Genomic DNA, 14,479 nt, shown 5'->3' on the forward strand with positions numbered 1-14,479 from the left:
GCCCCCAGACGGGAGAATTCGACCGCCACGACGGCGATTTCCGATTCAACATGACTGAAAAACCCTCTAGGGGAAGGCGATGACCTCGCCCGCCCATATCACCCTCTCCGGCGCGCCCGAAGGCTTCGACGCGCGCCTTCTCGCCCGCGAACTCGCGCGTGGGGCGCCCGTCCTGCATGTCGCGCGGGACGACAAGCGGATGGAGGCGATGCGCGCGGCCCTGGCCTTCTTCGCCCCGGATGCGCTGGTCCTAACCTTCCCGGCCTGGGATTGCCTGCCCTATGACCGGGTCTCGCCCAATGCCGATGTCTCGGCCGCGCGGATGGCGACGCTCGCCGCGCTGGCCCACGGGATGCCAGCGCCCTTCATCCTTCTGACCACACTCAGCGCCGCGACCCAGAAGCTGCCGGCGCGCGAGGTCCTGAAAGCCGCCGCCTTCACGGCCCGCGTCGGCCAGCGCGTGAATGAGGCTGCCTTGCGCGACTTCCTCGTCCGCATGGGCTTTTCGCAAAGCCCCACGGTGACGGAACCGGGCGACTACGCGATCCGGGGCGGTATCATCGACATCTACCCGCCGGGCGAGGGCGGGCCGGTGCGGCTGGATCTTTTTGGTGACGTGCTGGATGGGGCCCGGCGTTTCGACCCCGCCACCCAGCGCACGACCGAAAAGCTGGCGGTGGTGGAGCTTGCGCCCGTCTCCGAGGTCATCCTTGACGAGGCGGCGATCACCCGGTTCCGGCAGAATTACCGCATCGAGTTCGGCGCCGCCGGCACCGACGACCCGCTTTACGAAGCCGTCAGCGCCGGCCGCAAGCATGCCGGGATGGAGCACTGGCTGCCCTTCTTCCACGAGCGACTGGAGACGCTGTTCGACTACCTCCCTTGCGCCAGCGTGATGCTCGACGACCAGATCACCCCGGCGCGCCTCTCGCGCTGGGAAGGGATCGCGGACCAGTACGACACCCGCGTGGAGGCGATGAAGCGCAAGGACCGGCTCGACACGGTCTACAAGCCTGCGGCGCCCGACCTTCTCTACCTCGACGATGCCGCTTGGGGGGCGGCGCTTGGCGGTCACCGGGTGGTTCAGCTCGTGGAGCTTCCGCAAGCGACCGGGCCTGGTGTCCTTGATGCGGGCGGGCGCATCGGGCGCAATTTCTCGGCCGAACGGCAGCTTGAGAATGTCAATCTTTTCAGTGCGCTCGCCGACCATCTGAATGCGCGCCGCGCCGAGGGGCAGGTGATCGTCGCCTCCTATTCCGAGGGCGCCCGCGAACGCCTGAAAGGGCTTCTCGAAGACGAGGACATGGTCGGCGCCATGCCGATCCGCGACATCCGCGATGTGCCGGAGGGAAAGGGCGGGCTATACCTCGTGGTCTGGGCGCTGGAACACGGGTTCGTCGGCGACGGGTTGACTATCGTCTCGGAGCAGGACGTGCTCGGCGACCGGCTGATCCGGGGCGCCAAGAAACGCCGGAAGGCCGAGAACTTCCTGACCGAAGCCCAGTCGCTTTCGCCCGGCGATCTCGTCGTCCACGTCGATCATGGCGTCGGTCGTTACACGGGGCTCGAGACGATCACCGCGCTCGGCGCGCCGCACGATTGCGTCGCGCTGGAATACGCGGGCGGCGACCGGCTTTTCCTGCCCGTCGAGAATATCGAGCTTCTGAGCCGCTACGGGCATGAAGAGGGGCTTCTCGACAAACTCGGTGGCGGGGCCTGGCAGGCGAAGAAAGCGCGGCTGAAGGAGCGGATCCGCCAGATCGCCGAGCGGCTGATGCGAGTCGCGGCGGAACGGCTTCTGCGTAAAGCGCCGATCCTTGAGGCACCGCACCACGAATGGGACGCCTTCTCGGCCCGCTTCCCGTATCAGGAGACCGACGACCAGCTTTCGGCGATTTCCGACGTGGTCGAGGATCTCGAAGCTGGCCGGCCGATGGACCGGCTCATCGTCGGCGACGTCGGCTTCGGCAAGACCGAGGTGGCAATGCGCGCGGCCTTCATCGCCGCGCAGTCGGGCGTTCAGGTCGCGGTGATCGCCCCGACCACCTTGCTCGCCCGCCAGCACTTCAAGACCTTCGCAGAGCGATTCCGGGGCACCGCGATCACCGTGCGGCCACTCTCGCGCTTCGTCTCGGCCCGCGATGCGCAGGCGACAAGGGACGGGTTGGCGGAGGGCACCGTCGATATCGTCATCGGCACCCATGCGGTCCTGGCCAAGGGCGTGAAGTTCCGCAACCTTGGCCTGTTAATCATTGACGAGGAACAGCATTTCGGCGTTCAGCACAAGGAACGTCTGAAGGAAATGCGGTCGGAGATCCACGTCCTGACCCTGACCGCGACGCCGATCCCGCGTACCCTGCAACTGTCGCTGACCGGGGTGCGGGACCTTTCGATTATCGGCACGCCGCCGGTCGACCGCCTCGCCATCCGCACCTACGTATCCGAGTTCGACAGCGTCACCATCCGCGAGGCGCTTCTGCGCGAACGCTACCGGGGCGGGCAGAGCTTCTACGTCGTCCCGCGTATCGCCGACCTGCCGGAAGTCGAGGACTTCCTGAAGACCCATGTGCCGGAAATCTCTTACGTCGTGGCGCATGGCCAGATGGCCGCCGGCGACCTCGACGAACGGATGAACGCGTTCTACGACGGCAAATACGATGTGCTCGTGGCGACGTCGATTGTTGAAAGCGGATTGGATATTCCCACCGCGAACACCATGATTGTTCACCGTGCGGACATGTTCGGCCTGGCCCAGCTCTATCAGATCCGGGGTCGGGTCGGCCGTTCCAAGCTCCGCGCCTATTGCTTCCTCACGACGAAACCCCGCGCACCGCTGACGCCGAACGCGCAGAAACGCCTCCGACTTCTGGGCAGCCTCGACAGCCTTGGTGCGGGATTTTCGCTGGCCAGCCAGGACCTCGACCTTCGCGGCGCCGGCAACATCCTCGGAGAGGAACAGTCCGGACACATCACCGAAGTCGGCTACGAACTTTACCAGGCGATGCTGGAAGAGACGATTGCCCGGATCAAGTCGGGCGATCTCGACACGCCGACGGCCGAGGACGGACAGTGGTCGCCGCAGATCAACCTTGGCGTGCCGGTGATGATCCCGGAAGACTACGTGCCCGACCTCGACGTGCGGCTCGGCCTTTACCGGCGCCTGTCGTCCTTGACGACGAAGGTGGAGCTTGAAGGCTTCGCAGCCGAGCTGATCGACCGCTTTGGTCCGGTCCCGAAAGAAGTGAACACGCTTCTGTTGGTGATGCGGATCAAGGCGATGTGCCGGCGCGCCCATATCGGCCGGCTCGATGCCGGGCCGAAAGGGGCCACGATCCAGTTTCACATGGATAAATTCCCCAATCCCAAGGGCTTGGTCGACTTTCTTCAGGCGCAGAACGGCCTTGCGAAGATCAAGGACAACAAGATCATCATCCGTCGCGACTGGACCAGGGACAGCGACAAGATCCGTGGCGCCTTCGCGATCGCCAAAGACCTTGCCGAGAAGGCGAAATAATCAGTCCGTCAGCCGCGGCAGGCGCAGCATGATCGGCAGCGCCACGGCGACGCAGACGAAGACCCCGCCCATGAGCGGCACCGGCGTTCCGTCGAAGGCGAGCCCGATGGGGGCGGCCACGATCACCGAAAGCACGGTCGCCACCGCCGTCACGACCGACGCCGCGGTTCCCGCGATGTGGCCCATCGGCTCCAGCGCCAGCGCGTTCAGGTTGCCGATGGTCAGGCCCGCCATGAAGAAGACGGTGATCGTCCAGTAAAGATAGACCCAGAAGGCGAGGCTCTCGGGCACGATCCCAATTCCGAAAAGCAGCACCATCGCCCCCGAATTGACCACCTGATAACTGAAGGTGGCCGTGACCATCCAGCGCATCCCGAGCCTGACCACGAGCCGCGCGTTGATCACGCTCGCCAGCCCGGAGACGAGCGCGATGACCGCGAACCAGTGCGGGAAGGTCACCGCGAGGCCAAAGCGTTGATCGAAGACCTGCTGGGTCGAGGACAGGACGCTGAAAAGGCATGCGAAGGCCAGCGACATCACAGCGATGATCATCAGGACGAGCTTGTGGGTCAGGATTTCCTTCACCGCGGCGCGCAGCGTGTCGAAGCGGAGCGGCCGGCGCGCGCGCACCGGCAGCGTCTCAGCCTGCCGCGCCCAGAACCAGGTCGTGGCCACGGTCGCAAAGACAATGAAGGCCGGGAAGATGCCGCGCCATCCGAAACCCGCAATGATGAAGGAGCCGAGCAGTGGCGCGACAGCCGGCACGAGAGTGAAAATCATCATCGTGAAAGAGACGATCCGCGCCATCTGCCGGCCCGAATAGAGGTCGCGAACCAGCGCCATCGCGGCGACCCGCGGGCCGGCGACACCAAGTCCCTGAAGAACGCGCGCCGCGAGGACCAGTTCGAGGGTCGGCGCTGCCCAGGCAAGCGTCGCCCCGACGCAATAGAGGACGACACCACCAATGATGACCCGCCGCCGTCCAAACGCATCCGAGAGCGGCCCGGTCAGGAACGTGCCCAACCCCATTCCCAGGACAAAGCTGGTGATGATCAATTGCGCCCGGTTCGGCGCCTCCGGGCTGAGTTCGGCCGAAATCTCCGGCATCGCCGGCAACATCGCGTCGATGGAGAAGGCCGTCAACGCGAACATCATCGCCAGAAGCGCGATGAACTCGCCCTGCGGCAGGCGGGCCGGCGCCGCGTCGGAACCCGAGGCGACCGTCATCGTTCGTCGCCTTTCGCGGCCTCTGAGAGTTGCCGGTTGATGTCGTCGATGATCCGGCCCCAGGTCTCGCTCGGCTGGGCGCCTTGTACGACGTGGCGGTTGGCGATGACGAAGCAGGGAACGCCATTGACCCCGCGCGTCCGCGCATGGGTGTCGCGGGCGCGGATCTCTTCCAGGTCGCCGTCGCCGTCGAGGAGCCGGCGCATCATCGCCCGATCGAGCCCGACCTCGCCCGCGAGATCGGCGAGCACCTCCGGGTCACCCAGATCGCGCCCGTCGCGCCAGAGCGCGCGGAAGAGGGCGGAGACCATCGGCGTCTGCCGCCCTTCGAGCCCCGCCCAGTGGATCAGCCGATGTGCGTCGAGCGTGTTGGGCTGCCGGGCAATCCGGTCGAAGTTCAATTCGACCCCGGCCGCCTCGGCATGTTCGACCAGCGGCGCATAGGCCCGCACCGCCCCGTCGCGGCCGCCGAACTTCGCTTCCATATAGGCCCGGCGGTCCATGCCCACTTCCGGCATGTCCGGATTGAGCTGGAACGGATGCCATTCGATCGAGAAGGGATGGTCCGGATGGGCCTCCAGCGCCCGGTCCAGATAGGCCTTGCCGACATAGCACCAGGGGCAGGCGACATCCGAAATGATATCGAGGCGGATCATTGGCTTGCCTTCCATTCCTCACGCAAAGCGCGGCGATTGATCTTGCCGTTCGCGGTCACCGGGATCGCCTCGCGCCGAAGGTAGAGGCGCGGTTGCTTGTAGCGTGCGAGGCAGGTTTCGGCATGGGCGGCGAGCGCCGCGTCCTCTGCCGTTCCGACGTAGAAGAGCGCGATGACACTGGCATCGGCCTTGACCAGCAGTTCCACGGCGGCGCTCGCGGTGACGCCCGGGCAGGTGCCCATCGCCATCTCTATCTCCACCGGCGAGACGCGGAAGCCGCCGGCGTTGATCATGTCGTCGGCGCGGCCGAGACTGGTGATCGCACCATCGTCGGCCATCACCACCATGTCGCCGGTCTGGAACCAGTCGGCTTCCGGCGCGTGGATTGTTTCGCCTTCGACCGTCCCGAGAAAGAGGCCCGGATCGCTCCGGTGCACCGCGAGAATGCCGGGCTCGCCCCGCGCGACTGGCGCCCCGTCGGGGCTGAGCACCGCGACCCGGCGGCCCGGCTGGGCATACCCCGTAGCCCCGTCCGGCGCGGGCCGCGCGGGCGAGGAGGAGAGAAAGGTCGAGCATTCCGACATGCCCATTGCCTCGTGCAGATCGGTGCCGGTGGCGGCGCGCCAATGCTCGCGGATCGAAAAAGGTAATTTTTCCCCCGCTGACAGCCCGTGCCGCAAGCGCGGCAGAGACAGAGTCTCATTCCGCGCGAGAATCCGGCGGTAAACTCCGGGAACGGCGGCAAAAATCGTCGCATCGAAGCGCTTGGCCAGCAGCGGCAACTGATCCGGCGCGACGCCCTCGGCCGCGACCATCGCCGTCGCGCCAGCGGCCCAGGGATCGAAAAGCCCGGCGCCGAGCGTATACGTCCAGTTGAGCGCGCCCGCATGAAGCAGGCGGTCGTCCGGGCGGATGCCGATCCAGCCGTCCGCCATCATCCGCCGTGCCCAGACCGCGCGGTGGGCGTGGGCCACCGCGCGGGGGGTGCCGGAGGTGCCCGAGGTGAAGACGATATAGCCGAGCCGCTCGGGGTCGCCCATGACCCAGTCGGCGGGTGGCAGGGTCTCGAACGTCCGCATCTCCGCATCCGGCAGGACCGGGCAGGGCGGGAGGTCGGGCAGGGCGACCCCGTCGGCCGCGACGATGAGCTTCGGACGGATCGCCGCGCAAAGCTTCGCGACCTCGCTCGGCGTCAGCCCGGCAGCGGTCGGCACCGGAACGAGACCGGCAGTGACCGCGCCGAGAAAGGCGAGCGGAAAGCTCACGCCGTTGCCAAGCCGCAGGAGGATCCGGTCGCCGGGCACGAGGCCGAGGGAGAGGAACCCGCTCGCCACGCCGCGCACGGTCGCTTCAAGCCGTCCGTAACTCCAGCGTTCGGCACCCTGCGGCCGCAGGATCTGGAGCGCGAGGTGATCCGGCCGCGTCTCCGCCGCGCCGAGGACATAGCGGGCAAGGTTGAACGGCGCGGGGCAGGGTTCGACGGTTATGGGATCGGTGAGCGAAAGCATGTGTCCTCGCTACGCCTCCCGCCCGGGCGTTGCAAGCGGGGGGGGAATGGCGCTATTGCACAGGCAGGCCGCATGGGATGAACAGATGAGCGATCTCGACCCGACCGGAATCATCCGAATAGCCCGCGCCGGCGCCAGCGGCGACGAGCCGGCCGAGCCGCTGAATCTGGGCCATCGTGTCCGCGAGCTGCGCAAGGAGCGCGGCTGGACGCTGGAACAGGCGGCGGGGCAGGCGGGGCTCGCGCGCTCGACCCTCTCGAAGATCGAAAACGGCCAGATGTCGCCGACTTACGAGGCGTTGAAGAAGCTGGCCGAAGGCTTGGCGATCTCTGTGCCCCAGCTCTTCACGCCGCCGTCGCGACCGCAGGTGTCGGGCCGGATGGCGGTGACGAAAGCCGGCGAAGGGCTGGCCCACGCCACGGCGACTTACGAACACCGGCTTCTGGCCGCGGCGCTCCGCGTCAAGCAGATGCTGCCCTATACCGCGCGGATCCGCGCCCGCAGCGTCGATGAATTCGACGGTTGGGTGCGCCACGATGGCGAGGAATTCCTTTTCGTCCTGACCGGCGTGGTCCGGCTTTACAGCGAATTCTACGAACCTGTTGACCTGCGCCGGGGCGACAGCGCCTACTACGACGCGTCGATGGGTCACAACGTGATCTCGCTCAGCCCGGAGGATGCGACGATTCTCTGGGTGACGAGCCTCACGTAAGACCCGGGGGCAGGCGGCAAAGGAGATTTCGATGCGTGTGGCGACCCGGCCGATTGACGGCCAGAAACCCGGAACCTCGGGGCTTCGGAAGAAGACGAAGGTCTTCATGGCAAAGGGTTACCTCGAAAACTTCATCCAGTCTGTCTTCGATGCGACCGGCGGCGCGACGGGACGGACCTATGTGGTCGGCGGGGATGGCCGCTATTTCAATGACCGCGCGACGCAGACGATCCTGAAGATGGCGGCGGCCAATGGTGCGAAACGCGTCATGGTCGGCCGGAACGCGCTTTTGTCGACGCCCGCCGCCTCGCACCTGATCCGGCTGAACCGGACCGATGGCGGCATCATCCTCTCGGCCTCGCACAATCCCGGCGGGCTGGACGAAGATTTCGGCGTGAAGTTCAACACCCCCAATGGCGGCCCGGCACCGGAGGCGGTGACGGAGGCCATCTTCGCCCGGACGAAGGAGATCCGGGACTACTACATCGCCGACGACACCGATCTCGACCTGTCGAGGATCGGCACGCAACAGATTGGCGGGATGGAGGTTTCCGTCATCGACCCGGTCGCGGACTATGCCGCGTTGATGGAGACCCTGTTCGACTTCGAGGCGATCCGCGCGATGTTCGCGGGCGGCTTCCGGATGCGCTTCGACGCGATGTGCGCCATCACCGGCCCCTACGCGCGCGAGATCATCGAGACCCGCCTTGGCGCCGCACCGGGGACGGTGGTGAACGGCACACCTTTGCCCGACTTCGGCGGCATGCATCCCGACCCGAACCCGACCTGGGCCCATGCCCTGATGGACGAGATGTTCGGCCCCGACGCGCCGGATTTCGGCGCGGCCTCGGACGGTGACGGCGACCGCAACATGGTCGTCGGGCGGGGCATCTATGTCTCGCCCTCCGACAGCCTCGCCGTGCTTGCCGCTAACGCCCATCTGGCGCCGGGCTATCGGGATGGGCTGAAGGGGGTAGCGCGGTCGATGCCGACCTCGACCGCCGCCGACCGGGTGGCCGAGGCGCTGGGGATCGGATCCTACGAGACGCCGACCGGATGGAAGTTCTTCGGCAACCTCCTCGACGCCGGCAGGGCGACGCTCTGCGGGGAGGAAAGCTTTGGCGCGGGGTCGGATCACGTGCGCGAGAAGGACGGCCTCTGGGCCGTGCTCCTGTGGTTGAATATCCTCGCCGAACGCAAGGAAAGCGTTGCGGAAATCATGGGCGGGCATTGGCAGCGCTTCGGGCGGAACTACTATTCCCGGCACGACTACGAGGCGTTGCCTGTCGCGGTCGCGAACGCGGTGATGGACGGGCTGCGGGCGAAACTCGGCGCCTTGTCCGGGCAGGTCGTGGAGGGCATGACCGTCGGGTCGGCCGACGACTTCGCTTATGAGGACCCGGTCGATGGTTCGGTCTCGCGCGGGCAGGGGCTCCGCGTCGTCTTCACGGACGGGTCGCGGCTGGTCCTGCGCCTGTCGGGAACCGGGACCGAGGGCGCGACGATCCGGCTTTATCTCGAGCGCTACGTGCCGGGGCCGGACGGTCTGGACGCGGAGGTGCAGGAAGCGCTCGCGCCGGTCATCCGCGCGGCGGAGACGCTTGCCGGGATACGAGCGGCGACCGGCCGCGAGGGGCCCGACGTGATCACCTGAGGGCGGGGCATGGACGGGCGTTCGGGGGCGGAGATCACCCGGCGCGTGATCGTGCCTTTCCTTTGTCTAAAGATATCGCAAAGGTATCAAGATGATTGGCGACGCGCCTTTTCTGATCGGATTTGACGGCGGCGGCACGTCCTGCCGCGCGGCGCTTGTCGCGGAGGGCAGGCGGTACGACGTGACCCTCGGCCCGGCCAATGTCTCGACGGATTTTGACGCGGCGCTCGCGACGATCCGCGATGCGCTTTCGGCTCTCGCGGAGAAGGCGGGTGTCGCGCCCTCGGCACTGGCCGACGCACCGGCCCATCTCGGCCTCGCGGGCGTCATCAGCCCGACCATTGCCGCACGAGTCACGGCGGCGCTGCCGCTAGGGCGGGCTGTCGTCACCGACGACCGGCCGACCACGATCGCCGGGGCGCTCGGAGACGACGACGGGGCGGTGGCGGCCATCGGCACCGGGTCGTTCATCGGTCGCCAGACCGGGGGCAGGGTGACCGGCATCGGCGGCTGGGGGTTCCGTCTCGGCGATCAGGCGTCGGGGGCCTGGCTTGCGCGGCGCTGCCTCGAAGAGGTGATGCTGGCGGTCGACGGGATCGGGCCGGAAACCGATCTTACCCGGCGCATCCTGACCGAACACGGAGACGATCCCGGGCGGATCGTGCACTTTTCGCTCTCGGCACGCCCGGAAGACTACGCGCGCATGGCGCGCGAGATCGTGGCCGCGGCGGAGGCCGGCGACGCGCTCGGGGTGCGGCTGATGACCGAGGGGGCCGACTATATCCTCGCCGGCCTTGCCGCGCTCGGCTGGCGGCCGGGCGAGGCGCTTTGCCTGGCCGGCGGGCACGGCCCCGCCTATGCACACTGGCTCGGGGAGCCGGTCACGGCCGCGAAGGGCAGCGCGCTTGACGGGGCCCTTCTGCTCGCGGCGCGGGCTGCGGAGGCGGGCCGGTGACCGTCGCCGATTTCCTCGATCCCACTCACTGGGTGGCTCCGGCCGGTGGTCCACCTTACATCCAATTCAGAAAGCGGATAGAAGCAACGACAGCGCCTATACATATGATTTCATTCAATACCTTCACATTCCGTACGGTTGAGGAAATGGCAGGGGACCAAAGCATGATGCGCGACGTGGTGCGGGAGATCGCCAACAGGCCCCTCCATCTCGGCAAGGTCACGGGAATGGAGCGATGACCGCGACGCTCTATCACGGCGCCGATATCTTCGACGGAGAACGGCTTGGCCCCGGCGCGCTTCTGGTAGAGGACGGGCGTATAGCTGCGGTCCTGCCACCGAACGCGGCGCCGACGGGCGTGACGAACGTGGACCTCGACGGCGGCCTTCTGATGCCGGGCTTCGTCGACCTGCAACTGAACGGCGGTGGCGGCGTGATGTTCAACGACGCGCCTTGCGTCGAGACCCTGGCGACGATGGCGGAGGCACATGCCGGGCTTGGCGCGCTCACGATGCTGCCGACGCTCATCACCGACACGCCGGAGATCTCCGAAGCGGCGGTTGCGGCGGTCGAAGCCGCCGTCGCCTCGGGCATGCCGGGCATTGCCGGGCTTCATCTCGAAGGCCCGCATCTCAGCCTCGCGCGGAAAGGGGCCCATGATCCGGCGCTGATCCGGCCGATGGGCGAGGGTGATCTGGCCTTTCTGATGGATGCCGCGAAAAGGCTGCCGCGCCTTCTGGTGACGCTCGCGCCCGAAAGCGTGACGAATGCCCAGATCGCGGCGCTGGCAAAGGCGGGCGTGATCGTCTCGCTCGGCCATACCGATGCCGGGTTCGAAACCTGCCGGGCCGCCGTTTCGTCCGGCGCCACGATGGCCACGCATCTCTTCAACGCGATGAGCCAGTTCGGCAGCCGCGAACCGGGCCTCGTCGGCGCGGTTTTGACCGGCGGCGCGTTTGATGCCGGTCTCATCGCCGACGGCATCCATGTCCATCCGGCCGCGATACGCGCCGCGCAGGCCGACAAGGAAGGGCCGGGCGAGTTGTTCCTCGTCACCGACGCGATGGCGCCGGCCGGCACGTCGGTCACATCCTTCACGCTCAACGGCCGCGAGATCCGGCGCGCGGACGGACGGCTGACGCTTGCGGACGGAACGCTCGCCGGCGCCGATCTCGACATGGCGCGCGCGCTTCGGGTTCTGCGCGACGATGTCGGCATCGCGCTCGACCGCGCGCTCGGCATGGCCACCCGCATTCCCGCGCGTGCCGCGCGGCTGTCCGACCGATGTGGGGCGCTTTTGCCGGGGCGGAGTGCCGATTTCCTTCATCTCTCGCAAGAGTTTCACCTGGTGCGGATCTGGCGGCGGGGGCGTGATGTGCCCCTGTCTCCGGCATGACCCAATTATCTGATAAGCATAATTATGTAATATAAAGAGGGGCGTATCCCCTTGACATACGGTAGTCGAATTCCCATCTGATAGGTATCAGAGGGACATGCCACCATGAAACAGACCACCGTTCGCCAGTTCTTCGCTCAATTTCCGAACGATGACGCCTGCTTGGAGCATCTGTTTAACGTTCGCTTCGGCCAAGGCCACGTCTGCCCGAAGTGTGAGCGAGAGGCGAAATGGTATCGCCTGACCAATGAACAAGCCTATTCCTGCCAGTGGTGCGGCCATCACATTCACCCGATGGTCGGTTCCATCTTCGAAAAGAGCCGCACCCCGCTGCAACTCTGGTTCTACGCGATCTTCCTGTTCACCACGTCCAGGCATGGCGTCAGCGGCAAGGAATTGCAGCGTCAGCTTGGCGTCACCTACAAGACCGCATGGCGCATGGCCGCGCTCATTCGTGAGCATATGGCCGCTATCGACGGCGACGCGCCCATAGGTGGCCATGGCGAGGTTGTCGAGATTGACGAGACGTTCATGGGCGGCAAGACGGAAGGCCATGACTGGCGCGAGCGCAAGACGGTCGTGATGGGCATGATCGAACGCGACGGCGATGCGATCCTGACCGTTGTTCCCGACCAGACGCGCGGATCGCTAATCCCGCAAATCCACAAGAATGTTTTGCCCGGCTCAGAAATCCACACGGATGAGCTTCGCGCCTATGACCGTTTCCACGGTTCGCGCACCGAATACACCCACAAGACCGTGAACCATCGGAACGGTGAGTACGCCCTGCCGGACGGCACCAGCACCAACCAGATCGAAAGCTTCTTCAATCACCTGAAAAAGTCGATTGCTGGTACCCATACCAGTGTGTCGCGCAAGCACCTTCTGCGCTACGTCAAGGAATTCGAGTACCGCTTCAATCGTCGGATGCGTCCCGAGACGATGCTTTCGGAGTTGCTTTCGCGGTTCCCTGAGTTGGGCGCTTGATCAAGGCGTCCAACTTATCAAGGTCGCCATCAGGATCGGTCTCGTGTGCCTTGATAAACATGTCAATTTTACCCGTCTTGCGGGCTGATTTTAGGTCACCCATATCAACCTATCGCACTTCCCCTGCCGCCACCTTGGCGTCCATTCATAAACTGGAAAACGATGTGAAGTGCGCTCCTAGCAGAGCGGCCAAGCGGTGCCCAAAACAGCATGAGCATTATGACTTCGATTACAAAAAGCAGGAAGCAAATTGGACTCGTTGCCATCATGCAAATGATTCCATGAACGAACGTTTGAGCGATCTCCCTGTGCTTAGGGTGCGACATCAGCTTGGGGTGAACTCTTGAACCTTGCCGCAGAACATTGAATACGCCCAGGGGGTATGTGATCACCATCAACCACGCGGCCTTCGTGCTGAACATCATTCTTCCAAGACGATCAAGATCGTCCCTAAAGGAGCGCGGAATAGATTGATCTGCCAACAAATCTTCTATGTTGTTTGCAACTTGCAGCCGCAGCGGCTGGAATGTACGCGACAAGCGCGCAGCAAGGTAAGCGTACGCGAGCATGACAAGAAGCGCAGCACCAAGAATCATTTGATCTGATGTCATTTCCGACTCCGCTTGTCTTTCTTAGCAGATGACGCGCCCAAACGCGAGCGCGCAGCTTTCCGCTCCCTTTCAACCTCTTCCCGCAACTTTTCCGCATGTGGGTAAATGACAACCCAACGTAGAATTGCGGCGATGATAAGGCAGATCACGATAAGTGCCGGATCATCATGTAATACGCGTAAAACCCAAGTTAATGCTGTTGAAAAAAACGTGATCGTCTCATCGCCGATGACAGTGTCCTTTGCGCCCGGCACGTCAGCGAGGACTCCTGCAATCACACCTCCAGCCATGAGTAGGGCAAAGAGGCGACTTAACACCCACCAGACGGACAATAGAATGTACTTCATCAAATACTGGACCCACAGCAGGTTGTGAGACCGATAGATTCAAATCGCCATCAAGTCAATTAACGTATGCTGAGGGGATACACCCCTATAAAGACGCGGTGCGATCGGCGCTGCAAGGGCAAATCCGCGCAGATCGCCGGTCTTCGCTGGACGCCCCACGCCCTTTGCCGGTAGAGCAATGACACCACCAGTCCGGAGCGCGCGCATGACCTTCAACCGATCCATCAAGATCGCCCCGTCGATCCTCTCCGCCGATTTCGCAGATTTCGGCCGCGAGATCGCGGCAATCGAAGCCGAAGGCGCCGACTGGGTCCATGTCGACGTCATGGACGGCCATTTCGTTCCGAACCTCACCTTTGGCCCGCCGCTCTGCAAGGCGATCCGCAAACACATCAAGACGGTCATGGACGTTCACCTGATGATCGCGCCGGTCGATCCCTATATCGAAGCCTTCGCTGACGCCGGCGCCGACATCATCACCGCGCATCACGAAGCCGGACCGCACATTCACCGCACACTGCAAGCCATTCGTGCAACTGGGAAAAAAGCTGGTCTCGCGCTCAATCCCGGCACTCCGGTCGAAGCGGCCGCGCCACTTCTCGACCTCTGCGACCTCATTTGCGTGATGACCGTGAATCCCGGCTTTGGCGGGCAGAAATTCATTCATTCCCAAGTGGATAAGATACGGTCTTTGCGCAAGATGATCGGCGACCGCCCGATCCATATCGAGATCGACGGCGGCATCACGCCCGAGACGGCACCGCTCGTGACCGCCGCCGGCGCCGATGTGCTCGTCGCCGGATCGGCGGTCTTTGCGGGCGGCTCGGTCGCGAAACCGGAGGTCTACGGCAAGAACATCCGCGCCATCCGAACCGCCACGGCCAGCGCCCAAACCTGATTTCCACCAGGAGG

The 14,479-nt window shown here is 65.0% G+C and carries 13 protein-coding genes; 8 read left to right on the forward strand and 5 right to left on the reverse strand.

Going from position 1 to position 14,479, the window contains the following annotated elements:
* Positions 1-79 precede the first annotated feature (79 nt).
* The gene (mfd, locus tag V5734_RS11345; protein WP_347309776.1) at positions 80-3,514 is read left to right on the forward strand and encodes a transcription-repair coupling factor; all 3,435 of its coding nucleotides are present in this window, start codon (positions 80-82) and stop codon (positions 3,512-3,514) included.
* Here the strand turns inward: mfd and V5734_RS11350 are convergent, their stop codons facing one another.
* The 3 genes from V5734_RS11350 to V5734_RS11360 are packed head-to-tail and all read right to left on the reverse strand — an operon-like array spanning position 3,515 to position 6,905.
* Complete coding sequence (locus V5734_RS11350) at positions 3,515-4,741, reverse strand: multidrug effflux MFS transporter (protein WP_347309777.1); 1,227 nt, start codon at positions 4,739-4,741, stop codon at positions 3,515-3,517.
* On the reverse strand, positions 4,738-5,397 hold the full coding sequence (locus V5734_RS11355; protein WP_347309778.1) for a DsbA family oxidoreductase: 660 nt from the start codon (positions 5,395-5,397) through the stop codon (positions 4,738-4,740). The genes V5734_RS11350 and V5734_RS11355 overlap by 4 nt, the downstream gene beginning before the upstream one ends.
* Positions 5,394-6,905, reverse strand: a complete 1,512-nt coding sequence (locus V5734_RS11360) for a class I adenylate-forming enzyme family protein (protein WP_347309779.1) — start codon at positions 6,903-6,905, stop codon at positions 5,394-5,396. The genes V5734_RS11355 and V5734_RS11360 overlap by 4 nt, the downstream gene beginning before the upstream one ends.
* 85 nt (positions 6,906-6,990) lie before the next feature.
* Between V5734_RS11360 and V5734_RS11365 the strand changes: the two genes are divergently transcribed.
* From V5734_RS11365 to V5734_RS11390, 6 genes are all read left to right on the forward strand, one after another.
* The gene (locus V5734_RS11365; RefSeq protein ID WP_347309780.1) at positions 6,991-7,617 is read left to right on the forward strand and encodes a helix-turn-helix domain-containing protein; all 627 of its coding nucleotides are present in this window, start codon (positions 6,991-6,993) and stop codon (positions 7,615-7,617) included.
* Positions 7,618-7,648: 31 nt separating this feature from the next.
* The gene (locus V5734_RS11370; protein ID WP_432759620.1) at positions 7,649-9,271 is read left to right on the forward strand and encodes an alpha-D-glucose phosphate-specific phosphoglucomutase; all 1,623 of its coding nucleotides are present in this window, start codon (positions 7,649-7,651) and stop codon (positions 9,269-9,271) included.
* Between the two features lie 91 nt (positions 9,272-9,362).
* Positions 9,363-10,226 (forward strand): BadF/BadG/BcrA/BcrD ATPase family protein, encoded by an 864-nt coding sequence (locus V5734_RS11375; protein ID WP_347309781.1) that lies wholly within the window; start codon positions 9,363-9,365, stop codon positions 10,224-10,226.
* Positions 10,223-10,465, forward strand: coding sequence for a hypothetical protein (locus V5734_RS11380; RefSeq protein ID WP_347309782.1), 243 nt, complete (start codon positions 10,223-10,225; stop codon positions 10,463-10,465). Before V5734_RS11375 ends, V5734_RS11380 begins: the two co-directional genes overlap by 4 nt.
* The gene (gene nagA / locus V5734_RS11385; protein WP_347309783.1) at positions 10,462-11,622 is read left to right on the forward strand and encodes an N-acetylglucosamine-6-phosphate deacetylase; all 1,161 of its coding nucleotides are present in this window, start codon (positions 10,462-10,464) and stop codon (positions 11,620-11,622) included. Before V5734_RS11380 ends, nagA begins: the two co-directional genes overlap by 4 nt.
* 105 nt (positions 11,623-11,727) lie before the next feature.
* Positions 11,728-12,609 carry an IS1595 family transposase gene (locus V5734_RS11390; RefSeq protein ID WP_347309784.1) on the forward strand — a complete coding sequence of 294 codons (882 nt, stop codon included), beginning with the start codon at positions 11,728-11,730 and terminating at the stop codon, positions 12,607-12,609.
* A gap of 104 nt (positions 12,610-12,713) precedes the next feature.
* Here the strand turns inward: V5734_RS11390 and V5734_RS11395 are convergent, their stop codons facing one another.
* Entirely contained in the window at positions 12,714-13,220 is a 507-nt protein-coding gene (locus V5734_RS11395) for a hypothetical protein (protein WP_347309785.1), read from the reverse strand.
* Positions 13,217-13,567, reverse strand: coding sequence for a hypothetical protein (locus tag V5734_RS11400; RefSeq protein WP_347309786.1), 351 nt, complete (start codon positions 13,565-13,567; stop codon positions 13,217-13,219). The genes V5734_RS11395 and V5734_RS11400 overlap by 4 nt, the downstream gene beginning before the upstream one ends.
* A 205-nt stretch (positions 13,568-13,772) precedes the next feature.
* Here V5734_RS11400 and rpe point away from each other — a divergent pair, with 205 nt between their 5' ends.
* Complete coding sequence (gene rpe / locus V5734_RS11405; protein ID WP_347309787.1) at positions 13,773-14,465, forward strand: ribulose-phosphate 3-epimerase; 693 nt, start codon at positions 13,773-13,775, stop codon at positions 14,463-14,465.
* Positions 14,466-14,479: the final 14 nt, after the last annotated feature.

This window comes from Defluviimonas sp. SAOS-178_SWC (assembly GCF_039830135.1).
Classification (GTDB): domain Bacteria; phylum Pseudomonadota; class Alphaproteobacteria; order Rhodobacterales; family Rhodobacteraceae; genus Albidovulum.